Source organism: Thermomonas alba (assembly GCF_022419205.1).
Classification (GTDB): domain Bacteria; phylum Pseudomonadota; class Gammaproteobacteria; order Xanthomonadales; family Xanthomonadaceae; genus Thermomonas; species Thermomonas alba.
This window is the reverse complement of record NZ_JAJOZU010000001.1, coordinates 429,398-451,656: the sequence shown is the minus strand read 5'-3', so window position 1 is coordinate 451,656 and position 22,259 is coordinate 429,398. Positions and strand designations below refer to the sequence as shown.

The following is a 22,259-nucleotide window of genomic DNA, read 5'->3' as shown; positions in this document are numbered from 1 at the left end:
GAGAAGAAGCTGGCCGGAGGAGAGATCCGCCAGCCGCGGCAGCGCGGGATCGGGACCCGCGCAGGATGGAGTCTTTATTTCGCATAATACATATTATGTAATAGACAAGGGGCGATGCCGAAATGTCCGCATCGAAACACCCCGGGTTCACGTATAAGCCAGCACTACCACTATCGACCTCCGACCCGGTGCCTTGAATGTCCACCGCCCTGGTGCTGTTCCGGCGCGATCTGCGCCTGTCCGATCATCCCGCGCTGCACGCCGCTTGCACGGCTCACGACCGTATCCTGCCGGTATACGTTCACGATTCGGCCGCCGATGGCGACTGGGCGCCGGGCGCGGCCAGCCGATGGTGGCTGCATCACAGCCTGCGCGCGCTGGATCAAGCCTTGTCATGCCAAGGCGGACGCCTGCATGTCGCAACGGGCGATCCCCTGACCTGCATTCGCCAGCTGTGTATCGCCAGCGGCGCCCGCGCGGTGTATTGGAGTCGGCGCTACGAGCCGGCCGCGATTGCCCACGATTCCGCCTTGAAAGCCGCGCTGCGCGCCGACGGGATAGAGGTTCACAGCCATCCGGGCAATCTTTGGCAAGAGCCGTGGATGCTGACGACCGACAGCGGCCAGCCATACCGGGTGTTCACCCCGTTCTGGCGCCGGCTGTCTGCGCAACTGCCGCCACCGCGGCCGCTACCAGAGGCGCGTCCCCGGCAATGGGGGATCGCTGACGGCAGCGTGCCGATCGAGGCGTTGAAGCTGCTGCCGGTGATCCGCTGGGATGCGGGTCTTGCCGCGCAGTGGACGCCGGGCGAAGCCGGGGCGCAGGAGCTGCTGGAGATCTTCGCGGACGATGCCGTGAATGATTATGCGAAGTTACGGGACCTGCCGGCCCGCCACGGCACCTCGCGCCTGTCGCCGCATCTGCATTTTGGCGAAATCACCCCGCGCCAGATTCATGCGCACCTGCGCGAACGCGCCGAGGGCGCGGATCTCACCCCTTACCTGCGCGAACTCGGCTGGCGCGAGTTCGCCTACCACCTGCTCTATCACTTCCCGTACACGCCGCACGCCAACTTCAACCCGCGCTTCGATGCCTTCCCGTGGGCGAAGGACGACCCCGCCCTGCTGGAACGCTGGCAACGCGGCCGCACCGGCATCCCCCTGGTGGATGCCGGCATGCGCGAGTTGTGGCAGACCGGCTGGATGCACAACCGCGTGCGCATGGTGGTGGCCAGCTTCCTGACCAAGAACCTGCGCCAGCACTGGCTGCATGGGGCGCGCTGGTTCTGGGACACGCTAGTGGATGCGGATCTGGCCAACAACACCCTGGGCTGGCAGTGGGTGGCCGGCTGCGGGGCGGATGCCGCCCCCTATTTCCGGGTGTTCAACCCTTACCTGCAGTCGGCCAAGTTCGACCCCGACGCGGCCTACCTCAAGCGCTGGCTGCCGGAGTTGGCGGCGCTGCCGGCCAAGACCCTGCACGAGGCCTGGAAGAACCCGTCCGCGCTGGCCGCCTGCGGCTATCCCGCGCCGATGGTGGACATGGCGGCCTCGCGCGAAGCCGCGCTGGCGGCCTGGGAGGCCTTGCCGGCGGCCTGAAGCCGGTAAGGATCCCACGAGTGCATCAGCCGCCCCACCGCGCGATGTCCGCGTTCTCGATCACGGTTGGGCGCGGCCCGCTGGCGCACACCAGGCGCAGCATGCAGGCACCGATCGCAGCCGTGGTGGTGAAGATGGCCGGCGCCCGGTGCGCGGCCAGCCCCAGCAGCGGATCGCCAAGGCGATAGGCCAGGCTACGCAGGCGGTGCGGCGAACGCACGCCATCGACCGGACGCACCACCCCGGGACGCAGGCAGGTATGGGCCAGCCCGCTGGCGGCGAGCGCGGCTTCGGCCTCGCCCTTCACCCGCAGCGGCATCAGCCGGCTGCCAGGGTCGGCGCCCGCGCCGGAGACGTAGGCGACAAAGCCCTCCGGGTTCGCCCGAGCATAGGCCTGCACCACCCGCGCGAGGGTGCCGACCGTGGCTTCGCGGTAGGCGGCTTCGGTCATGCCCAGCGGCAGCGGGCCGGCGCAGTACAGACAGGCCTCCAGGTTGCGCAGGTCGAGTCGCTCCAGCGCGCTGGCGGAGAAGTCGGCGACTTGCCGCACCTCCAGCCTGGGGTGCGCGACGTCCAGCGGCCGCCGCACCACCGCCACCACGCGGCTGATGACCGGCGCTTCCAGCAGGGACTTCAGCACGCCCTGCCCCACCAGCCCGGTCGCACCGATCAACAGCACCTGCTTGCCCATCGCCCGACTCCTCTCAATCGCGTCCCCGGCAGCGCCGGGAACAGTAGCGCACGGCCTCCCAGTCGCGCGCCCATTTGCGCCGCCATGCAAATGGCCGCCCGCAGGTCGCGCAGGGCTTCTGCGGAAGTTCGTGCTTGCGGCGCATCCGCGGCATCGGCGCGCCCTGCCCTCACTTGCCCGCGACCGTGCCGCGGCCGCCGTCCACGCCCAGCACCTGGCCGGTGATCCAGTCGGCCTGCGCGGAGAGCAGGAGCCCGCCATGACCACCGTCACCCTCGACCGCCAGGAACTGGCCAAGGACCAACCCGCGCCCGGCCTGCTGGGGCTGGCCGAACGCGGCTGGCTGCCGGATGCCGCAATCCGCGCCGGCATCCGCCGCCTGTGCGCGCAGCGCCTGCGCGACGAACTCGCCGGCGGGGTGGAAGCGCAATCCGCACGCCAGCGCGCGCGACTAGAGGAACTGCGCCAGAGCCCGGTGGCGATCGAGACCGAGGCCGCCAACGCCCAGCACTACGAGCTGCCGCCGGCGTTCTTCACCCGCTGCCTCGGTCCGCGGCTGAAATATTCCTGCTGCTACTACCCGCAGGGCGACGAGACCCTGGCCGAGGCCGAGGAGGCGATGCTGGCGCTGTACGCCGAGCGCGCCGGGCTGGCCGATGGCCAGGACATCCTGGAACTGGGCTGCGGCTGGGGCTCGCTCACGCTGTGGATGGCCGAGCGCTATCCGAACGCGCGCATCACCGCGGTGTCCAACTCGCATGCACAGCGTAGCTTCATCGAGGCGCGCTGCCGCGAGCGCGGGATCGGCAACGTGCAGGTGCTCACCCGCGACGTGAACGCGCTGGAACTGCCAGCCTCTGCCTATGACCGCTGCGTGTCGATCGAGATGTTCGAGCACATGCGCAACTACGAGCGCCTGCTGGGACGCATCGGCCACTGGCTGCGCCCGGGCGGACGGCTGTTCGTGCACATCTTCGCCCACCGCACCCTGCTCTACCCGTTCGAGACTCGAGGGCGCGACAACTGGATGGGCCGGCATTTCTTCACCGGCGGGCTGATGCCGGCGGCCGACACCCTGCTGCATTTCCAGCAGACCCTGAAGATCCGCCAGCAGTGGCTGGTGGATGGCACCCATTACGAGAAGACCGCCAATCACTGGCTGCAGGCCCAGGACGCGCACCGCGAGGAGGTGATGGTGGTGCTGCGAAAGGCCTACGGCGATGCCGCCGGGCTGTGGTTCCAGCGCTGGCGGATGTTCTGGATGGCCTGCGCCGAGCTGTTCGGCTACGCGGATGGACAGGAATGGCTGGTGTCGCACTACCTGTTCGAGCGCGGCTGAACCCGGTGCGCCGGGCCCGCCGGCAGCGGGCGGCCGCGCTGCTCGCCGCCCTGCTGCTGGCGGTGGCCAGCGCGGGGGCCAGCCATCCGCCGATCCCGCCAGTGCCGCAGCTGGATCTGCCGCGCTTCATGGGCACCTGGTATCTGGTGGGTGGCATGCCGACACCATTCGAACGCACCGCCTGGAACGCGGTGCAGACCTACACCCTGCGCCGTGATGGCAGCATCCTGACCACCCTGACCTTCAACCAGGGCGGGGCCGAAGGCCCGCGCAAGCACATCGAGGCGCCGGCGCGGGTTCGCCCGGGCACCGGCAATGCAGTGTGGGACGTGCGCGTGTTCGGCCCGGTCAAGGCGCAGTACATCGTGGCCTGGCTGCGCGAGGACTACGGCCTGATGCTGGTGGCGCGCGATGCCCGCGACTACGCCTGGGTATTCGCGCGCTCGCCGGCGGTCCCCGAGGCCGAGCTGGAGGCCGCGCGCCGCCGCCTGCAGGGCTGGGGCTACGATCTCGGCAAATGGCGGCGCATCCCGCACGTGATCGCGCCCACCGCTCAATAGCGCGGGCAGTCCGCGCGCAGCTCGGCATCCAGCTGGCTGAGCTGGGCATAGCGGCGCTTCAGCCCCAGCCGCTGCAGCGCCGCTTCACGCCGCTCGCGCGCGGCCCGGCAGCGTTGGGCGGCGGTAGCAACGGCGCGCTGCTGCACGCGCAGGACGTATACGCGGCGGCCTGCTGCGCGCCAAGCGGGAGGCGCCGTCCGGGCTGGCGCGGGGCGGGCGGCGGCTGGCGTCACCGGATCGGGTCGATATTCCACCACCCGGTCCAGCCGCGCCGCTCCTGCGCATGGCGCCGCCTGGTAGCTGACGGAGCCCTGCGGCGTCACGCAGCGGTACAGCTGCTCTGCCCGGACGGGGCAGGCCAGCGCGATGGACAGCAGCACGAGCAGGCCGGTGAACGAAGGCATCGCAAGCTCCCAGAATGCGCGAAGGAACGCGGCATGCAGGGTCGCGCCTACCGGCGTGCCTGTCTGTCGGCATGCACGCCGGCGAAAGGTCGGGAAATGCCGCAGGCATTCAAGCGCCTGCGGCGAGATCCTCCAGGATCGGACAGGTCGGGCGCCCGTCGCCGTGGCAGCGCCGCGCCAGCGTCTCCAGCGTGCGCTGCATGGCCTGCAGCTCGCGGATCTTCTGCTCCAGTTCGGCGGCGTGCGCCAGCGCCAGCCGCTTGACCTCGGCGCTGGCGCGATGCGGGTCGTCCCACAGCGCCAGCAGGGTCTCGATCTGCCTGATCGAAAACCCCAGCGAGCGCGCGCGCTTGATGAAGCGCAGCCGGTGCAGTTCGGGCTCGCCATACAGGCGATAGCCCGCGAACGTGCGGCTGGCCGGCGCGAGCAGCCCGATCGCCTCGTAGTGGCGGATCATCTTGGCCGACACGCCGGTCAGCGCGGCGGCCTGGCCGATGTTGTGCAGCCCCTGCGCCAGCGCGTCGGCCAGTTCGGGGCGGAGGGTTTTACTCGCCATGTCGGTCTTCTCGCGGATCAATCGCGGGCGCGCGGTGTCCATCGCCGCAGCAGCAGGGCATTGCTGACGACGCTGACGCTGGAGGCGGCCATCGCCGCCCCCGCCAGCATCGGGTCGAGCTGGCCCAGGGCCGCCAGCGGGATGCCCACCACGTTATAGATGAAAGCCCAGAACAGGTTCTGGTGGATCTTGCGCACGCTGCGCCGCGAGATGTCGATGGCATCCGCCACCAGCCGCGGATCCGGGCGCACCAGGGTGATGCCGGCGGCGTGCATCGCCACGTCGGTGCCGCTGCCCATCGCGAAGCCAACGGTGGCCGCGGCCAGCGCCGGCGCATCGTTGATCCCATCCCCGACCATCCCGACCGGACCGTCTGCGGCCAGGGCGCGGATCGCCTCCAGCTTGTCCTGCGGCAGCAGCTCCGCGCGCACTTCGTCCTCGTGCAGCCCGACCTGGGCGGCCAGCGCACGCGCCGCGCCGCGGCTGTCGCCGGTCAGCAGCAGCGGGCGAATGCCCAGCGCACGCAGCGCGGCGATGGCCTCGGCGGACTGCGGGCGCGGCGTATCCCCGAACGCCAGCAGCCCCCTTACCTGCCAGCCGTCGGGCATGGCCACGGCCAGCCAGGACAGCGTCTGGCCCTGCCGTTCGGCCGCCTGCGCCGCCTCCTGCATGGGCGTCAGATCGACGCCCAGCGCGGCCAGCCAGCGCGCCTGGCCCAGCACCAGGCGTCGGCCGTCCTGCTCGCCCTGCACGCCGCGCCCGGCCACGGCCGCGATGCCGGTGACAGCGGCCGGCGCGATGCCGCGCGCGCGCGCCGCGTCCAGCACTGCCTTCGCCAGCGGATGCTCGCTGCCTTGCTGCAGCCCGGCGGCCAGCGCCAGCAGCGCCGCCTCGTCGCCCTCCAGCGCCTGCAGTCGCATCAGCGCGGGTTTGCCGACGGTCAGCGTGCCGGTCTTGTCGAATGCCACCGTGCGCAGGCGGCCGGTGGTTTCCAGCGCCTCCACGTCCTGGATCAGGATGCCGGCGCGCGCGGCCACGCCGGTGCCGGCCATCACCGCTGCCGGGGTCGCCAGGCCCAGCGCGCAGGGGCAGGCGATGACCAGCACCGCCACCGCGTCGAGCAGCGCCTGCGTCCAGTCGCCGCGGACCAGGCCCCAGCCAAGCAGCGTGACCAGCGCGATCACGATCACCACCGGCACGAACACCGCGCTGACCTTGTCCACGATGCGCTGGATCGGCGCCTTCTTCGCCTGCGCGTCTTCCACCAACCGCACGATGCGGGCCAATGCGGTCTCGGCGCCGACCGCGGTGGTGCGCAGGTGCAGCCGGCCCTCGCCGTTCACCGCCCCGCCCGTCACGGTGTCGCCCGGCGCCTTTGGCACCGGCCGCGACTCGCCGCTGAGCAGGGATTCGTCGCAATGGCTGCGCCCATCCAGCACCACCCCGTCCACCGGGATGCGCTCACCGGGCAGCACCACCACCGTATCGCCCACCGCCACCGCATCCACTGCCACCGGCGTTTCGACCCCGTCGCGCAGCACCCGCGCGGTCGCCGGGCGCAGCGCTTGCAGAGCGCGGATGGCATCAGTTGCTTGGCGCTTGGCGCGCGCCTCCAGCCACTTGCCGAACAGGATCAGGGTCACCACCACCGCCGAGGATTCGAAATACAGCGGCGGTGTGTGGTGACCCGGCATCGCGGCCAGCAGGTGATACACGCTCAGGCCGTAGGCGGCGCTGGTCCCGAGCGCGACCAGCTGGTCCATGTTGCCGCTGCGCGCGCGCAGCGCGGCGAACCCGGCGCGGTAGAAGCGCGCGCCCAGCCAGAACTGCACCGGCGTGGCCAGCAGCCATTGCGCCCAGCCGGGCAGCGCCCAGTGGATGCCGAACGGCATCAGCAGCATCGGCGCGGCCAGCGGCAGCGACAGCAGCACCGCCAGCCACAGGTGGCGGGTTTCGCGCGAGACGGCGGGCGGCGGCGCGGCGTCGGCGTGCACGCGGGCCTGGTAGCCGGCCTGCTCCACCGCCTGGATCAGCCGCGCGGCGGGCACGCCGGGGGCGATGACCGCGGCGGTCTCGGTGGCCAGGTTGACGCTGGCCTCGCGCACGCCCTCGACCTTGCGCAGGGCTTTTTCCACCCGGCCCACGCAGGAGGCGCAGGTCATCCCGGCGATGTCCAGGCGCAGCGGAGATTCGGAATGCATGGGGATCTCCATCGGCACGGGCAGGGATGTCAGTTTCGACTTTACCAAGATGGGAAGGTCAAGCCGGTGCGCCGTGATCGTCATGCCGGCGTCACATCCGGCGATTACCGTGCCGTCGTTCGATTATTCTGGAAAGATGGAAATGAAAGACGCCACCGCCGCTCTTGCCGCCCTGGGCCAGGCCACCCGGCTGGCGGTGTTCCGCCTGCTGGTGGAAGCCGGCCCGGACGGGCGACTGGCCGGGGAAATCGCCGAGGCGCTGGACCTGCCGGGCGCCACCCTGTCCTTCCATCTGAAAGAACTGGCCAGCACCGGCCTGATCAGCGCCGAGCCGCAGGGCCGCGCGATCCGGTACCGCGCCGATTTCGCGGCGATGGACGCGCTGATCGGCTTTCTCACCCGCAACTGCTGCGCGGGCAGCGGCACCCGCGACTGCCTGCCCGGCGCGCGCCGCGGCTGTGCCTGACCCCTTCCGCCACGATTTCCCTCACGACACGCGAGCCTCCACATGAATCTCCGCATCGGCATCAATGGTTTCGGGCGCATGGGGCGCCTGGCCCTGCGCGCCGCCTGGGGCAAGCCCGGGCTGTCCTTCGTGCAGATCAACGACCCGGCGGGTGATGCCGCCACCCTCGCCCACCTGCTGCAGTTCGATTCGGTGCATGGCCGATGGGACGCGGCCATCACCAGCGACGGCGACGCCCTGGTGATCGACGGCGTGCGCATCCCGGTCAGCCGCAACCGCGAGCTGGCCGCCAGCGACTGGTCTGGCTGCGACGTGGTGATCGAATCCTCCGGCAAGTTCCGCAAGCCGGACGTGCTGCAGCCCTATCTCGACCAGGGCGTGCGCCGGGTGGTGGTGGCCGCGCCGGTGAAGGCCGCCGGCGCGCTGGACGTGGTGATGGGGGTGAATCACCACCGCTTCGACCCGGCCGTGCACCGCATCGTCTCGGCCGCGTCCTGCACCACCAACTGCCTGGCGCCGCTGGTGAAGGTGATCCACGAAGGCATCGGCATCCGCCACGGCAGCCTGACCACCGTACACAGCCTGACCAATACCCAGGTGATCGTGGATGCGCCGCACAAGGACCTGCGCCGGGCGCGCGCCTGCGGCAGCAGCCTGATCCCGACCTCCACCGGCTCGGCGACTGCGATCGCGGAAATCTTCCCCGAACTGCGCGGGCGGCTGGACGGGCACGCGGTGCGGGTGCCGCTGACCAATGCCTCGCTCACCGACTGCGTGTTCGAAGTGGAGCGCGTAACCAGCGTGGAGGAAGTCAACGGCCTGCTGCGCGCGGCCGCCGAAGGCGAGCTGGCTGGCATCCTCGGCTACGAGACCCGCCCGCTGGTGTCGATCGATTTCCTGCACGACCCGCGCTCCGCCATCGTAGATGCACTCTCGACGCTGGTAGTGAACGGCACCCAGGTCAAGCTGTATGCCTGGTACGACAACGAGTGGGGCTATGCCAACCGGCTCGGCGAGCTGGTGCAGCTGGTCGGTCGCGCGGGCTGAAAGCCGATGCTGGCCCGGCTGTCTCCCGAGGTGCGCCAGTACCTGCTGATCACCGGCAACTACTGGGCCTTCACCCTCACCGACGGCGCCCTGCGCATGCTGGTGGTGCTGCACTTCCATCAGCTGGGCTACAGCCCGCTGCAGGTCGCGCTGCTGTTCCTGTTCTACGAGGTGTTCGGGGTCGTCACCAACCTGGTGGGCGGCTGGCTGGGGGCGCGCATCGGGCTCAACCGCACCATGAACATCGGCCTGCTGCTGCAGGTGGCGGCGCTGGCCATGCTGCTGGTGCCGCCGGCGGCGCTCAGCGTGGCCTGGGTCATGACGGCGCAGGCGTTGTCGGGGATCGCCAAGGACCTCAACAAGATGAGCGCCAAGGCCAGCATCAAACTGCTGGTGCCGGGCGGGCAGCAGGGCGCGCTGTTCCGCTGGGTGGCGGCGCTGACCGGCTCCAAGAATGCGCTCAAGGGCGTGGGGTTCTTCCTGGGAGGCGCGCTGCTGGCGGCGATCGGCTTCCGCGCCGCGGTGGCAGCGATGGCCGGCATGCTGCTGCTGGTCTGGCTGGCCAGCCTGGTGTTGCTGAAGCGCGACCTGGGCAAGGCCAAGGCCAAGCCGAAGTTCCGCGAGGCATTCTCCAAGAGCCGTGCGATCAACCTGCTGTCGGCGGCGCGGCTGTTCCTGTTCGGCGCGCGCGACGTCTGGTTCGTGGTCGCCCTGCCGGTGTTCCTGTACGACTCCCTCGGCTGGGATTTCTGGCAGGTCGGCGGATTCCTGGCGGCTTGGGTGATCGGGTATGGGCTGGTGCAGTCGCTGGCTCCGTGGGTCACCGGCCGCCGCCGCGGGCAGGTGCCGGATGGACGCAGCGCCGCGGCGTGGGCGCTGTTGCTGGCGCTGGCGCCGGCGCTGATGGCGGCCTGTTCCGGCCGGCCGCAGTTCGCGCCGATCCTGATCGGCGGCCTGCTGGTGTTCGGCGTGCTGTTCGCGGTCAACTCCGCGCTGCACAGCTATCTGATCGTGAGCTACGCCAGCGAGGACGGCGTCTCGCTGGACGTCGGCTTCTACTACATGGCCAACGCGATGGGCCGCCTGCTCGGCACGGTGCTCTCGGGCTGGGTGTTCCAGGCCGCGGGGCTTACCGCCTGCCTGTGGATCTCGGCCGCGTTCGTGCTGTTGGCCGCGTTCATCTCGCTGGCGCTGCCGCGGCACGATCGGGCAGCGCCCTCCTCGCCCACGCCCGCTTGACTTTCCCACCCTGGGAAGGTGGAGGCTATGCGCTCCATCGCCAGAATAAGGAGCGTAGCCATGCGTTTGCAGGTCGAGAACATGAGCTGCCAGCACTGCGTGCGGGCCGTGACCGCCGCCCTGCGCGCGCTGGATCCGCAGGCCCAGGTCGAGGTGGATCTGGCACGCGGCGAAGTGCTCACGGAGGGGAAGTTCGATGCCGAGGCGGCGATCCGGGCGCTGGCCGACGCGGATTATCCGGCGCGCTTGTCGGCAGACGCCGATCCGGCATGACCGACCACACCCGCCGCCGCCTGCTGCAAGGGGCCGCGCTGGGCGCCGGCGCACTCGCCTTGCGCCCGCTGTGGGCGCTGGCCTCGCCGGATCAGCCCGGCGTGCTCGCCGGCAACGCCTTCGAGCTGACGCTGGAGCGCACGCCGGTGAACATCACCGGACGCACCGCTTCCGCGTTTACCGTCAACGGGCTACTGCCGGGCCCGGTGCTGCGCTGGCGCGAAGGCGACAGCGTGCGCATCCGCGTGCGCAACGCGCTGGCAGAAACGAGCTCGATCCACTGGCACGGCCTGCTGCTGCCGGCCAACATGGACGGCGTGCCGGGGATGAGCTTCGACGGCATCCCGCCCGGCGGCGACTACCTGTACCAGTTCAAGGTCCGACAGAGCGGCACCTACTGGTACCACAGCCATTCCAGCCTGCAGGAGCAGGCCGGGCTGCTGGGCGCGATCATCATCGATCCGGCCGGCCCTGACCCGCTGGCCTGCGAACGCGACTACGTGGTGCTGCTGTCCGACTGGACCGACCTGCCGCCCTCGCGCCTGCTGGCGCGCATGAAGAAGCGCAGCGACTACGACAACCTGCACAAGCGCACCGTCGTGGATTTCATGCGCGACGTGCGCCGCGACGGGCTGGCCGCCGCCCTGGCCGACCGCCGCGCCTGGGGCGCGATGCGGATGAGCCCGACCGACCTGGCCGACGTCAACGGCCATACCTACACCTATCTCGTGAACGGCCACACCGCCGCGCAGAACTGGACCGCGCTGTTCGCCCCCGGCGAACGCGTCCGCCTGCGCTTCATCAACGGCGCCGCGATGACCTTCTTCGACGTGCGCATTCCCGGCCTGTCGATGACCGTGGTCGCCGCGGACGGGCAGCCGGTGCATCCGGTTGCGATCGACGAGTTCCGCATCGCGCCCGCCGAAACCTTCGATGTGATCGTGCAGCCGCGCGACGATGCGGCCTATACCGTGTTCGCGCAGGCGATGGACCGCAGCGGCTACACCCGCCTCACCCTGGCGCCGCGGCCGGGCATGCAGGCATTGATCCCGGCGCTGGACCGGCGACCGCTGCTGAGCATGGACGACATGGGCCACGGCGGCCACGCCGATCCCGGCAAGACCGTTGCGAGTGAAATGACCTGCGGCGCGGCGATGACCATGCCGGGCATGGCCATGGCCGGGATGGACCACGGCACGCACGGTGGCGGGATGCAGGCGCACCCCGCCAGCGAGACCGGCAACCCGGACGTGGATATGCAGACCATGATGCCCACGCCGCGCCTGGACGACCCCGGCATCGGCCTACGCGACAACGGCCGCCGCGTGCTGCGCTACGCCGATCTGCGCAGCCTGCAGCCGCCTGCGGACGATCGCCCGCCGTCGCGCGAGATCGAGCTGCACCTCACCGGCAACATGGAACGCTACACCTGGGGCTTCGACGGCATCCGCTTCAGTGATGCCGAGCCGATCCGGCTGCGCTACGGCGAGCGCGTGCGGCTGGTGCTGGTCAACGACACCATGATGGAGCACCCCCTCCACCTGCACGGCATGTGGAGCGACCTGGAGGACGAACACGGCCAGTTCCTGGTGCGCAAGCACACGGTCCGCATTCCGCCCGGCGCCCGCCGCAGCCTCCGGGTCACCGCGGATGCGCTTGGCCGCTGGGCCTTCCACTGCCACATGCTGCTGCACATGGAAACCGGGATGATGCGCGAAGTGCGGGTGGAGGAATGACCGCGCGCGCCTGGCCCCTTCTCCCGCTGGCGCTTTGGCTGGGCGCTGCCAGCGCGCAGGATCACGCCCACCGCGCGACGCAGGCGCCCCAGGCCGCGGGCGAAGAGCAGACGGATCCGCACGCGGCGCATCGCGCGATGGCGTCGCACGTCTCCGCTCCGATGGCAGGTACGTACCAAGTCCCGCCGCTGACCGATGCCGATCGCGCGGCGGCCTTCCCGGTGCTGCACGCCCGCCACGACCACCGCGATCCGCTGGTGTGGATGGTGCAGGCCGACCGCTTCGAATACACCCAAGGCGATACGCTGGCCTGGTCGGGCAAGGCCTGGATCGGCCGCGACCGCGGCCGCCTGTGGCTGCGCAGCGAGGGCGAGCGCAGTCATGGCCATGTCGATGCCAGCCTCGAAGCCCTGTGGGGCCGCCCGCTGGATGCCTGGTGGGACGTGCTGGCCGGTCTCCGCCACGACACCGCCGGGCCCGGCCCCGCGCGCGACTGGCTGGCGCTCGGCGTGCAGGGGCTGGCCCCGTACAAGTTCGAGGTGCAGGCCACCGCCTACCTGGGCAGCGGCGGGCGCTCGATGCTGCGCGCCGAGGCCGAGTACGAGCTGTTGCTCACCAACCGTCTGATCCTGCAGACGCACCTGGAGGCGGTGCTCAACGGGCGCGCCGATCCCGCGCGCGGCACCGGGGCGGGCCTGGCGCAAACCTCGCAGGGCCTGCGGCTGCGCTACGAGCTCCGGCGAGAACTTGCGCCCTACTTCGGCTATGCCTGGACCCAGCGGCATGGCGGCAGCGTGGATCGTGCGCGCCTGCGCGGCGAGCCCGTGCGCGACCACGGCTGGGTCGCCGGCGTCCGCTTCTGGTTCTGAATCCCCCGCGCGGCGGTGACGATCAGCGCTTCTTGCGCACGTACAGCACCAGCGCGTGATCGACGATCTCGAAGCCGTGTTCGGCGGCGATCTTTTGCTGCAGCCGCTCGATTTCCTCGCTCTGGAACTCGATCACCTTGCCGGTGTCCACATCCACCATGTGGTCGTGGTGGACGCCGCGATCCAGCTCGTACACCGCGGTGCCGCCATCGAAGTTGTGCTTGAGCACCAGGTGCGCGGCCTCGAACTGGGTCAGCACCCGGTAGATGGTCGCCAGGCCGATATCCTCGCCCTCGGCCAGCAGCTGCTTGTAGATGTCCTCGGCGGTCATGTGCCGGGGCTTGGCGTGCTCCAGCAGCTCCAGGATCCGCAGCCGCGGATGAGTGACCTTGAGTCCCGCCTTGCGAAGATCCGGCGCCATCGAAACTCCTCCGTCGCGGCCGGCACCCGGCAACCCGGCATGAATGCGGGCGCCCGCGCAGGCCATGCTGGCCGCAGCCAGCATTCGGAAGTGTATCATCCGCGTTCCTGACCACTGCCCTGCCCGTCCCGATGCGCAAGCTGTTTCCCCTCGTTCTGGCCACCTTGCTCGTGAGCGGCTGCGGGTTGGTGTACCGGCAACCGATTTTCCAGGGCAACCTGCTGGAGAAGACCGCCGTGGACCAGCTGCAGGTCGGCATGGATCAGCGCCAGGTGATGATGCTGCTCGGCACACCCTCGGTCCAGGATCCGTTCCACCACGACCGCTGGGACTACGTCGCCAGCCAGCGCATCGGCCGCACCGGCGCACCGGTGGTCAAGACCATGACGCTATGGTTCGAAAACGGTCAGCTGGCGCGCTGGGAAGGCGAGTATTTCCCCGAACAGGACGAAGCCCTGGCCAACAACTCGATCCGCTACTTCGGCCCGAACCTGGCCAAAGACAAGGATAAAGACAAGAAGCGGCGCGGCCGCTAAGAAACCTCTAATCAAATCAGAGGTTCCCGCCGGCCATGGAGGGCCGGCCACGCATCAATCACGCAAGTGATTGATGCGTGTGAGCCGAGTCCGGGCCTGTACCGGACTCGGCGTGGGCTGACAACGCCTGGATGGCGTTGTTCAGACCTTCCCTAAGAAACCTCCGATCGACTCAGAGGTTCCCGCCGGCCACGCACCCATCATGCACGTGATGGATGCACGTGAGCCCAGTCCAAGCCTGCACCGGATTCGGCGTGAACTAACAACGCCTGGCTCGCGTCGTTCAGACCTTGCCTGAAGGCAAGGCGTCATCGCTTCGGGCGGCCGCCGGACGCCCGCCGTTCTGCGCGTCGGCGCCGCGCCTGCATCGGGTCGCATTGCAGCGGCCGCAACAGTTCGATGCGGTCGCCGTCTTCCAGCCCGGTCCGTAGCCCGGCGGCCTGCCCGAACACCGCCAGCGCCACGAACTCCGCATCCAATGTCCAGCCGGCAGCCGCCAGGGCATCGGCCACGACCGCACCAGCCGGCACATGCACCTCCGCCGTTTCGAAGCGCCCCGGCCAGGCGCGCACCAACTCGACTCGCATCACTCGCCCCTGTCCGCTGCGCGCACGAAATCGTCCACCATGCGATCGGCCAAGCCCTGCATGCCCAGCTGCAAGGCAGGCGTCAACAGCGCGTACTGCGGCTCGAAGTCCAGTCGCAGCGTCACCTTGCAGGCGCTCTCGTCGAGCGCATGAAACTGCCAATGCCCGTGCAGATGGCGAAATGGCCCGTCGCGGAGCGTCATTTCGATGTGATGCGGCGGGATCAGGTGGTTCTCGGTCGTAAACCACGTGTGAAAGCCGCCCAAGCCCAGATCCAGTCGCGCCACCAGCCGCTCCGGGCCCTCCTCCAGCACCCTGGCCTCGCGGCACCACTCGAACCGCTGCGGGTAGGCTCTCACATCGTTGACCAGGGCGAACATCCTGGCGGCGGAGTGTTCGACGAGCGCGCTGCGCTGAATGACGGGCATCGGTCAGGATCCGTGCGGGCCGCATCCCGGAGCACCGCACGGCATCCGGATCGGCGACAATAGCCAAATGAGCAAGAAGAACGGCAAGGATAAGCCAAACACCGGCGGCACCATCGCGCTCAACAAGCGCGCACGCCACGAGTACAGCTTCGAGCAGAAGTTCGAGGCTGGCTTGGTTTTGCAAGGCTGGGAGCTGAAGGCGATCCGCGCCGGCCGCGCGAACATCGGCGATGCCTACGCGGTGGTGCTGCAGGGCGAGCTGTTCCTGATCGGCGCCCAGATCACGCCGCTGATCCAGGCCTCCACCCACGTGGTCGCCAACGACCGCCGCACCCGCAAGCTGCTGCTGCACCGGCGCGAGATCGACACCCTGATCGGCCGCATCCAGCGCGACGGCTACACGCTGGTACCGACGGCGCTGTACTGGAAAGGCAACAAAGTCAAGGCCGAGCTGGCGCTGGCCAAAGGCAAAAAGACGCACGACAAGCGCGAAGCCAGCAAGGAGCGCGACTGGAACCGCGAGAAACAGCGCCTGCTGCGCCGGCACAACAAGGACGCCTGAAAGGACACCCGAGCGCGATGACACTCGTCGCGTGCGTCCCAACAGCAAAACGGCCGCCCTGAGGCGGCCGTTTGCATTCCAATCTGGTTTTCGGATGGCGTCCCCACGGGGATTCGAACCCCGGTTACTACCGTGAAAGGGTAATGTCCTAGGCCTCTAGACGATGGGGACAGTACCGAAAACGCGTCGAAACGTGGTGGAGCCAGCCGGGATCGAACCGGCGACCTCCTGCATGCCATGCAGGCGCTCTCCCAGCTGAGCTATGGCCCCACGGGCTGGAAAGGACGCGCATTGTGAGGCGCAAATCGAAAACCGTCAAGAGGTTTTTCAACGAAATGATCAGCCGTCCTGCGCCTGCCCTGCCGCAGCGGCGCAACCGGCCTGCTCAAGGGAACGCAGCGTGGCCATGCCGTGCCCGCACTCGGCCAGATATTGCAGCCACTTGCCGAGGAAGGTGTTCATGCGCAGACGGTGATCGAGGATGCGCGCGGGCGGCGGGAACATGCCGATCACATCCTGCCAGCGGCGCCCGGCATAGCAGTGCGTGGCTTCCACCTGGCGCGCATCGCGATACAGGCGCAGATGCGCGGACGGATCGGCCAGACCGGTGTGCGGGTCGATCAGCCCATAGCTCATGCGCAGCTCGCTGGTGTAGGCGTGCTGCTCCAGCACCTCGATGCGCACGTCGAGCCCGTCGCCGATCGTGGAGACATACACCCCGCGCGGCAGATGCCCGACATCGAACAGGCGCTGCAGACGGGCATGGTTCTCGGCGTATAGCGCCATCAGCCAGCCAAAGCGGCTGAGGCTGGGAATGCGCTGACGGCGTGCGATGGCAAGACTCATGCGCCGATCCTACACGCGCCGCACCGAGGACGGCAGGATTGACGGATGCTCACCGCCGGCGCACGCTGAGGAAGTCGCGCGCGTTCTTCAGAACATCTCGCGGTCGAGGCCGAGCGCCTCCATCACCCGGCTGGCGATTTCCTCGATCGAGGCGTGCGTGGTGCTCAGCATTTCGATCCCCTCCCGCCGCAGCATGGCCTCGGCCTGCGCGACCTCGCGCCGGCAGGTCTCCAGCTGCGCATAGCGCGAGTTGGGCCGCCGCTCCTGCCGGATCTGGTGCAACCGCGCCGGATCGATGGTCAGCCCGAACAGCTTGGCGCGATGCGGACGCAGCACCGCTGGAAGACGCTCGCTTTCCAAGTCTTCCGGGGTCAGCGGATAGTTGGCGGCACGCACACCGTGATGCAGCGCAAGATATACGCACGTCGGGGTCTTGCCCGCGCGGGAGACGCCCACCAGGATCAGGTCGGCATCGCTGTAATCCAGGCGGGCGCCATCATCGTAGGCGAGCGCGTAGTTCATCGCGTTGATGCGCCGATGATAGGCCTCGAAATCGACGATCCCATGCGCCTGCCCCACGCGCGGCTGTCGTGGCTGTCCGAGCTCGCGCTCCAGCGGCCCGATGAACGGCGCGAACACGTCCAGAATCAGGGCGCCGCTCTCGGCCAGAGTCGCGGTCAACGCCGGATCCACGCAGGAACTGACCACGATCGGACGCAGGCCGGTCGCCTGCGCCGTCTGCCGGATCTTGTCGGCAGCCTCACGCGCTTTTTCGATGGAATCCACGAACGGCAGGCGATCGCTGGAAAACCGCTGCCCTGCGAACTGGGTGAGCAGGCTGTGGCCGATGGTTTCGGCGGTGATGCCGGTGCCATCCGACACGAAAAAAACCGGGCGCGCGTCGGGCATGCTGATCCTCGCTGACGAACAGCGGCTAAAATAACGTGATTCGCGCGACCGCGCCGCCCCGATGGAGCCTGCCTTGACCCGCAACATCCTTTGGTTGAACGAACTGCGCCTGTCCGACCTCGCCCAGGTGGGCGGAAAGAACGCCTCGCTCGGCGAGATGATCGGCCAGCTGTCCGGACTCGGGGTCTCCGTCCCCGGCGGCTTCGCTACCACTGCCGACGCGTTCAAGGCCTTCATCGCACACAACGATCTGCATGCCCGCATTTATGACCGGCTGGCCGGGCTCGACGTGGAAGACGTGCCCGCGCTGACCGCCGCCGGGGCCGAGATCCGCCGCTGGGTCGTGGACGCGCCCTTGCAGCCGGAGCTGGAGACCGACATCCGCAGCGCCTACGCCACGCTGTGCAGCGAGGCCGGCGCGAGCGACGTCGCGGTCGCGGTGCGCTCCTCGGCCACTGCCGAGGATCTGCCGGATGCCAGCTTCGCCGGCCAGCAGGAAACCTTCCTCAACGTCACCGGCGCGGACGACGTGGTGCGCAAGGTGAAGGAAGTCTTCGCCAGCCTGTACAACGACCGCGCGATCGCCTACCGCGTGCACCACGGCTTCAAGCACGAGGACGTGTTCCTCTCCGCCGGCGTGCAGCTGATGGTGCGCTCCGACGTCGGCGCCTCCGGCGTGCTGTTCACCCTCGACACCGAGTCCGGCTTCCGCGACGTGGTGTTCATCACCTCCAGCTACGGCCTGGGCGAGATGGTCGTGCAGGGCGCGGTCAATCCCGACGAGTTCTACGTGTTCAAGCCGACCCTGCAGGCCGGCAAGCCGGCGATCCTGCGCCGCTCGCTGGGCAGCAAGCAGCTGCGCATGGTTTATTCCGACGTGCCGGGCGAGCGCGTGCGCACCGAGGAAACGCCCGCCGAGCTGCGCGCGCGGTTCTCCATCACCGATGAGGACGTGCACGCGCTGGCGCGCCAAGCGCTGATCATCGAGCAGCACTATGGCCGCCCGATGGATATCGAATGGGGCAAGGACGGCCACACCGGCAAGCTCTACATCCTGCAGGCGCGTCCGGAAACGGTGAAATCGCGCGCGCACGCCACTCAGATCGAACGCTACACCCTGCAACAGCGTGGCCAGGTGCTGGCCGAAGGCCGCGCCATCGGCCACAAGATCGGGGTCGGCACCGCGCGCGTGGTGCGCACGCTCGAGGACATGCACAAAGTGCAGCCTGGCGACGTGCTGATCGCGGACATGACCGACCCCGACTGGGAGCCGGTGATGAAGCGCAGCGCCGCCATCGTCACCAATCGCGGCGGCCGCACCTGCCACGCCGCGATCATCGCCCGCGAGCTGGGCGTGCCGGCGGTGGTCGGCACCGGCAACGCGCTGGAGACCATCCGCGATGGCGATACCGTGACCGTCAGCTGCGCCGAGGGCGATACCGGCTACATCTATGCCGGCGCCCTGCCCTTCGAGCGCACCACCACCGATCTCGGCAACATGCCGGAAGCTCCGCTGAAGATCATGATGAACGTCGCCAACCCAGAGCGCGCGTTCGACTTCGGGATGCTTCCCAATGCGGGCATCGGCCTGGCCCGACTGGAGATGATCATCGCCAGCCACATCGGCGTGCATCCAAAGGCGCTGCTCGAATACGACACCCAGGACGCCGCCACCAAGGCGAAGATCGACGCCCGCACCGCGGGCTATGCCAGCCCGGTGGAGTTCTACATCGAGCGCCTGAAGGAAGGCATCGCCACCATCGCGGCCTCGGTCTATCCCAAGCCGGTGATCGTGCGCCTGTCGGACTTCAAGTCCAACGAATACGCCAACCTGCTCGGCGGCAGCCGTTACGAGCCGCACGAGGAAAACCCGATGATCGGGTTCCGCGGCGCCTCGCGCTATGTCGATCCCAGCTTCAAGGACGCGTTCGCGCTGGAGTGCGTGGCGGTCAAGCGCGTGCGCGAGGGAATGGGGCTTGCCAATGTGTGGGTGATGATCCCGTTCGTGCGCACCCTCGATGAAGGGCGCAAAGTGATTGAAGTCCTGCGCGAGAACGGCCTGGTGCAGGGCGAGCACGGCCTGAAGGTGATCATGATGTGCGAGGTGCCGTCCAACGCGCTGCTGGCCGACGAGTTCCTGGACATCTTCGACGGCTTCTCGATCGGCTCCAACGACATGACCCAGCTCACCCTGGGGCTGGATCGCGACAGCGCGATCGTCGCCGGCCTGTTCGACGAGCGCGACCCCGCGGTCAAGAAAATGCTGGCGATGGCGATCCATTCCGCCCGCGCCAAGGGCAAGTACATCGGCATCTGCGGCCAGGGTCCGAGCGATCATCCCGACCTGGCGCAATGGCTGATGGAACAGGGCATCGAGTCGGTGTCGCTGAACCCCGACACCGTGGTCGACACCTGGCTGGCGCTGGCCAAGGCGAAGTCGGCCTGAGCACCGTGGGGCTGCGACAACCCGCCACTACTGCGATCCACCGCGACGCCATCGACCTGATGCGCGACGTGCGCAGGATCGACTGGCTCGGCCTGCTCGAGACCTGGGGGCTGCGCGTGCTCGCGGCGATCCTGATCTTCCTGCTGGGCCGCTGGCTGGCACGCCGCCTCGCACGCGGGCTGGACCGGGTGCTGACCCGCGCCGGGGTGGATGCCACCCTTGGCGGTTTCCTGCGCAACATCGCCTATGCGGTGATGATCGTGCTGGTCATCATGACCGCGCTGACCGCACTGGGCGTTCCGACCACCTCGATGTTCGCCCTGCTCGGCGCCGCTGGCCTGGCGGTGGGCCTGGCGATCAAGGACTCGCTGTCCAACATCGCCGCGGGAGTCATGCTGATCGTCCTGCGTCCGTTCCGCGCCGGCGATCACGTGGTCATCGCCGGCCAGGAGGGCATCGTGCAGGAAATCCGGGTGTTCCAGACCTGGCTGCGCAGCTTCGACCATCGCATGATCATCCTGCCCAACAGCCAGATCACGACCACCCAGATCGTCAACTACTCCACCCTGCCGCTGCGGCGCATGGAGGTGACGGTGGGCGTGGGCTATGACGATGACCTGAAAAAAGCGCGCGCGCTGCTGCTTGAAATCGCCCGGCAGCATCCCGCCGTGGTGGACGATCCGCCGCCGGTGGTGCGCATCGTGGCGCTGGCCGACAGCAGCATCACCCTGACGCTGTACGCCTTCACCCGCAACGATGACCATATGGATGCGCGCAGCGAGATCATCGAGGCGGTGCGCGATGCGTTCGCCGCCAACGGGCTGAGCATCCCCTACCCGCAGCGCGACCTGCATGTGTACTACGCCGAGCCGGCGCCGGCGGCCGCGAAGGACTGATTGATTCGCGCCTGATCCTCAGGCGGCCGGCAGGCCGCTCAACGCGCCCATGAAGGCGCGGTAGTGGCGCAGCTCCGCGATCGAATCGTGCACATCGCTCAAGGCGGTGTGCGCGGACTCCTTCTGGAATCCGTCCAGCACCTGCGGCGCCCAGCGCCGCGCCAGCTCCTTGAGCGTGCTCACGTCCAGGTTGCGGTAGTGGAAATGCGCCTCCAACGCCGGCATCAGCCGGTGCAGGAAACGCCGATCCTGGCAGATCGAGTTGCCGCACATGGGCGAAGCGTTGGCCGGAACCCACTCACGCAGGAAGGCCAGGGTGCGCGCCTCCGCCTCCGCCAGCGGCACGCCTTCTTCGAGCACCCGCTGCCACAACCCGGACTTGCGATGCTGGGTGCGGTTCCACTCGTCCATCGCCTCCAGCACCTCGAGCGGATGCGCGATCGCCAGCGCCGGGCCTTCCGCCAGCACATTGAGCTGGGCATCGGTGACGACCGTTGCGATCTCCAGAATCCCGTCGCGTGCGGTATCCAGACCGGTCATCTCCAGATCGATCCAGATCAAACGGTCTTTCGGCGAATCAGTCGTCATGGGCTCGCACTTGTCATCGGCTGTGCGCATGATACTGGCTAGCGCAATGGAGATTGCAATGCTGCCGCTTCCCGCCTCGCTTCCGGATCATCATGCCGTGCTGACGGCCATGCTCGCCCCGGCGTTCTTTCTGACCGCCACCGCCGGCCTGCTGACGTCGGCCAACGCGCGCCTGGCGCGGGTGGTGGATCGCCTGCGCAGCCTGATCGGTGCCTGGCAGCACGATGCCCCGGACGCGTTTGAACGCCAGGCGCAGATCCAGCGGCACCGCCAGCGTGCGCATCTGGTGCTACGCGCCTTGCGCCTGCTCTATGCAGCGCTGGCCAGCTTCGTCGGCACCAGCCTCGCGCTGGCGGCGGATGCCCTGGTGGGTTCGCGTCTTGGCGCCCTGCCTACGATCACGGCCGTGCTCGGCGTGCTGTTCCTGCTGGCCGCCAGCGTCGCGATGTGGCGGGAAGTAAGCTTGGCGGTGCAAAACTTCGACCAGGAACTCGACCAAGAACTCGACCGGCGCCGCTGAAGCGGTCGCGCTCACGCCTTGCCGCGCTTGGCGCGGAAATAGGCGGTCAGCATCGCGCCGGCCTGTTCCCCGAGAACCCCGCCGGTGACCGCCACCCGATGGTTGTGCCGCGGATCGGCGATCAGGTCGAACACACTGCCCGCCGCTCCCGTCTTGGGATCGAACGCGCCGAACACCACCCGCGCGATGCGCGCATGCACCATCGCCATCGCGCACATCGCGCAGGGCTCCAGCGTCACGTACAGCGTCGTGCCGAGCAGGCGGTGGTTGCCCAGCCGGCGGCCGGCTTCGCGCAAGGCGACGATCTCGGCATGCGCGGAAGGATCGTGCTCCCCGATGTTGCGGTTCCAGCCCTCCCCCAGCACCTCGCCGGTGGCGGACACGACCACCGCGCCGACCGGAATCTCGTCGTCCTCGTCACGGGCGCGCTCGGCCAGCGTCAGGGCATGACGCATCCAGCGTTCATCGTCCAGATGAGACATGTTTGCATCGATTTGCGAAGGCAGGTCCATCGCGCTGCGCATCACTCGAAGGCTCCGTA

The 22,259-nt window shown here is 68.8% G+C and carries 26 protein-coding genes and 2 tRNA genes; 14 read left to right on the top strand and 14 right to left on the bottom strand.

The features are described from left to right. Positions 1 to 197: 197 nt before the first annotated feature. The gene (locus ML342_RS02165) at positions 198 to 1,598 is read left to right on the top strand and encodes a cryptochrome/photolyase family protein (protein WP_240125265.1); all 1,401 of its coding nucleotides are present in this window, start codon (positions 198 to 200) and stop codon (positions 1,596 to 1,598) included. Between the two features lie 25 nt (positions 1,599 to 1,623). Here the strand turns inward: ML342_RS02165 and ML342_RS02160 are convergent, their stop codons facing one another. Next, positions 1,624 to 2,289, bottom strand: coding sequence for an NAD(P)H-binding protein (locus ML342_RS02160; protein ID WP_240125264.1), 666 nt, complete (start codon positions 2,287 to 2,289; stop codon positions 1,624 to 1,626). A 13-nt stretch (positions 2,290 to 2,302) separates the two neighbouring features. Then, positions 2,303 to 2,434: a DUF2256 domain-containing protein gene (locus ML342_RS02155; protein WP_240125263.1), complete on the bottom strand. Its 132-nt coding sequence runs from the start codon at positions 2,432 to 2,434 to the stop codon at positions 2,303 to 2,305. A gap of 114 nt (positions 2,435 to 2,548) precedes the next feature. Between ML342_RS02155 and ML342_RS02150 the strand changes: the two genes are divergently transcribed. Then, complete coding sequence (locus ML342_RS02150; RefSeq protein ID WP_240125262.1) at positions 2,549 to 3,628, top strand: SAM-dependent methyltransferase; 1,080 nt, start codon at positions 2,549 to 2,551, stop codon at positions 3,626 to 3,628. A 5-nt stretch (positions 3,629 to 3,633) separates the two neighbouring features. Next, entirely contained in the window at positions 3,634 to 4,188 is a 555-nt protein-coding gene (locus ML342_RS02145) for a lipocalin family protein (RefSeq protein WP_240125260.1), read from the top strand. On the opposite strand, the gene ML342_RS02140 is transcribed toward ML342_RS02145, so the two are convergent. The 3 genes from ML342_RS02140 to ML342_RS02130 form a co-directional block, all read right to left on the bottom strand. Continuing rightward, on the bottom strand, positions 4,182 to 4,592 hold the full coding sequence (locus tag ML342_RS02140; RefSeq protein WP_240125259.1) for a DUF4124 domain-containing protein: 411 nt from the start codon (positions 4,590 to 4,592) through the stop codon (positions 4,182 to 4,184). The two genes, ML342_RS02145 and ML342_RS02140, sit on opposite strands and share 7 nt — an antisense overlap. A gap of 109 nt (positions 4,593 to 4,701) precedes the next feature. Next, positions 4,702 to 5,190, bottom strand: coding sequence for a Cu(I)-responsive transcriptional regulator (gene cueR / locus ML342_RS02135; protein WP_240125257.1), 489 nt, complete (start codon positions 5,188 to 5,190; stop codon positions 4,702 to 4,704). Then, a complete protein-coding gene (locus tag ML342_RS02130) occupies positions 5,166 to 7,349 on the bottom strand; it encodes a heavy metal translocating P-type ATPase (protein WP_275672342.1) in 2,184 nt (727 codons plus the stop codon). The genes cueR and ML342_RS02130 overlap by 25 nt, the downstream gene beginning before the upstream one ends. Before the next feature lie 136 nt (positions 7,350 to 7,485). Here ML342_RS02130 and ML342_RS02125 point away from each other — a divergent pair, with 136 nt between their 5' ends. Genes ML342_RS02125 through ML342_RS02100 form a run of 6 tightly spaced genes read left to right on the top strand, consistent with a single transcriptional unit; the run spans position 7,486 to position 12,979 of the window. Beyond that, positions 7,486 to 7,815 (top strand): ArsR/SmtB family transcription factor, encoded by a 330-nt coding sequence (locus ML342_RS02125; protein WP_240125256.1) that lies wholly within the window; start codon positions 7,486 to 7,488, stop codon positions 7,813 to 7,815. A 42-nt stretch (positions 7,816 to 7,857) separates the two neighbouring features. Then, positions 7,858 to 8,862 carry an ArsJ-associated glyceraldehyde-3-phosphate dehydrogenase gene (locus tag ML342_RS02120; protein ID WP_240125255.1) on the top strand — a complete coding sequence of 335 codons (1,005 nt, stop codon included), beginning with the start codon at positions 7,858 to 7,860 and terminating at the stop codon, positions 8,860 to 8,862. A 6-nt stretch (positions 8,863 to 8,868) separates the two neighbouring features. Next, the gene (arsJ, locus tag ML342_RS02115; RefSeq protein ID WP_240125254.1) at positions 8,869 to 10,101 is read left to right on the top strand and encodes an organoarsenical effux MFS transporter ArsJ; all 1,233 of its coding nucleotides are present in this window, start codon (positions 8,869 to 8,871) and stop codon (positions 10,099 to 10,101) included. A gap of 60 nt (positions 10,102 to 10,161) precedes the next feature. Continuing rightward, entirely contained in the window at positions 10,162 to 10,374 is a 213-nt protein-coding gene (locus tag ML342_RS02110) for a heavy-metal-associated domain-containing protein (RefSeq protein WP_240125253.1), read from the top strand. After that, a complete protein-coding gene (locus tag ML342_RS02105) occupies positions 10,371 to 12,110 on the top strand; it encodes a copper resistance system multicopper oxidase (RefSeq protein ID WP_240125252.1) in 1,740 nt (579 codons plus the stop codon). The genes ML342_RS02110 and ML342_RS02105 overlap by 4 nt, the downstream gene beginning before the upstream one ends. Further along, complete coding sequence (locus ML342_RS02100) at positions 12,107 to 12,979, top strand: copper resistance protein B (RefSeq protein ID WP_240125251.1); 873 nt, start codon at positions 12,107 to 12,109, stop codon at positions 12,977 to 12,979. The genes ML342_RS02105 and ML342_RS02100 overlap by 4 nt, the downstream gene beginning before the upstream one ends. 22 nt (positions 12,980 to 13,001) lie before the next feature. Here ML342_RS02100 and fur read toward each other — a convergent pair whose 3' ends face one another. Further along, positions 13,002 to 13,400, bottom strand: coding sequence for a ferric iron uptake transcriptional regulator (gene fur, locus ML342_RS02095; RefSeq protein WP_240125249.1), 399 nt, complete (start codon positions 13,398 to 13,400; stop codon positions 13,002 to 13,004). Positions 13,401 to 13,531: 131 nt separating this feature from the next. Here fur and ML342_RS02090 point away from each other — a divergent pair, with 131 nt between their 5' ends. Then, positions 13,532 to 13,936 carry an outer membrane protein assembly factor BamE gene (locus ML342_RS02090; protein WP_240125248.1) on the top strand — a complete coding sequence of 135 codons (405 nt, stop codon included), beginning with the start codon at positions 13,532 to 13,534 and terminating at the stop codon, positions 13,934 to 13,936. A gap of 308 nt (positions 13,937 to 14,244) precedes the next feature. Here the strand turns inward: ML342_RS02090 and ML342_RS02085 are convergent, their stop codons facing one another. Next, positions 14,245 to 14,523, bottom strand: a complete 279-nt coding sequence (locus tag ML342_RS02085; protein ID WP_240125246.1) for an RnfH family protein — start codon at positions 14,521 to 14,523, stop codon at positions 14,245 to 14,247. Next, positions 14,523 to 14,951: a type II toxin-antitoxin system RatA family toxin gene (locus ML342_RS02080; protein WP_240125245.1), complete on the bottom strand. Its 429-nt coding sequence runs from the start codon at positions 14,949 to 14,951 to the stop codon at positions 14,523 to 14,525. Before ML342_RS02080 ends, ML342_RS02085 begins: the two co-directional genes overlap by 1 nt. Positions 14,952 to 15,018: 67 nt before the next feature. On the opposite strand from ML342_RS02080, the gene smpB reads away from it, so the two are divergent. Beyond that, the gene (gene smpB / locus ML342_RS02075) at positions 15,019 to 15,513 is read left to right on the top strand and encodes an SsrA-binding protein SmpB (RefSeq protein WP_240125244.1); all 495 of its coding nucleotides are present in this window, start codon (positions 15,019 to 15,021) and stop codon (positions 15,511 to 15,513) included. 95 nt (positions 15,514 to 15,608) lie between these two features. Here smpB and ML342_RS02070 read toward each other — a convergent pair. The 4 genes from ML342_RS02070 to ppsR form a co-directional block, all read right to left on the bottom strand. Then, positions 15,609 to 15,684, bottom strand: a tRNA-Glu gene (locus ML342_RS02070). Positions 15,685 to 15,707: 23 nt separating this feature from the next. Continuing rightward, positions 15,708 to 15,783: transfer RNA gene (locus tag ML342_RS02065), tRNA-Ala, on the bottom strand. Between the two features lie 69 nt (positions 15,784 to 15,852). After that, positions 15,853 to 16,359, bottom strand: a complete 507-nt coding sequence (locus ML342_RS02060) for a DUF1249 domain-containing protein (RefSeq protein WP_240125241.1) — start codon at positions 16,357 to 16,359, stop codon at positions 15,853 to 15,855. Between the two features lie 87 nt (positions 16,360 to 16,446). Next, positions 16,447 to 17,268, bottom strand: a complete 822-nt coding sequence (gene ppsR / locus ML342_RS02055; protein ID WP_240125240.1) for a posphoenolpyruvate synthetase regulatory kinase/phosphorylase PpsR — start codon at positions 17,266 to 17,268, stop codon at positions 16,447 to 16,449. 73 nt (positions 17,269 to 17,341) lie between these two features. Between ppsR and ppsA the strand changes: the two genes are divergently transcribed. Then, positions 17,342 to 19,714, top strand: coding sequence for a phosphoenolpyruvate synthase (ppsA, locus tag ML342_RS02050; protein ID WP_240125239.1), 2,373 nt, complete (start codon positions 17,342 to 17,344; stop codon positions 19,712 to 19,714). Between the two features lie 59 nt (positions 19,715 to 19,773). After that, positions 19,774 to 20,610: a mechanosensitive ion channel family protein gene (locus tag ML342_RS02045; protein ID WP_275672363.1), complete on the top strand. Its 837-nt coding sequence runs from the start codon at positions 19,774 to 19,776 to the stop codon at positions 20,608 to 20,610. Between the two features lie 18 nt (positions 20,611 to 20,628). On the opposite strand, the gene orn is transcribed toward ML342_RS02045, so the two are convergent. Beyond that, a complete protein-coding gene (gene orn, locus ML342_RS02040; RefSeq protein ID WP_240125238.1) occupies positions 20,629 to 21,198 on the bottom strand; it encodes an oligoribonuclease in 570 nt (189 codons plus the stop codon). A 58-nt stretch (positions 21,199 to 21,256) separates the two neighbouring features. Here orn and ML342_RS02035 point away from each other — a divergent pair, with 58 nt between their 5' ends. Then, positions 21,257 to 21,718, top strand: a complete 462-nt coding sequence (locus ML342_RS02035; protein ID WP_240125237.1) for a DUF2721 domain-containing protein — start codon at positions 21,257 to 21,259, stop codon at positions 21,716 to 21,718. A gap of 11 nt (positions 21,719 to 21,729) precedes the next feature. Here the strand turns inward: ML342_RS02035 and tadA are convergent, their stop codons facing one another. Beyond that, positions 21,730 to 22,230 carry a tRNA adenosine(34) deaminase TadA gene (gene tadA, locus ML342_RS02030; RefSeq protein WP_439655135.1) on the bottom strand — a complete coding sequence of 167 codons (501 nt, stop codon included), beginning with the start codon at positions 22,228 to 22,230 and terminating at the stop codon, positions 21,730 to 21,732. Positions 22,231 to 22,259 lie beyond the last annotated feature (29 nt).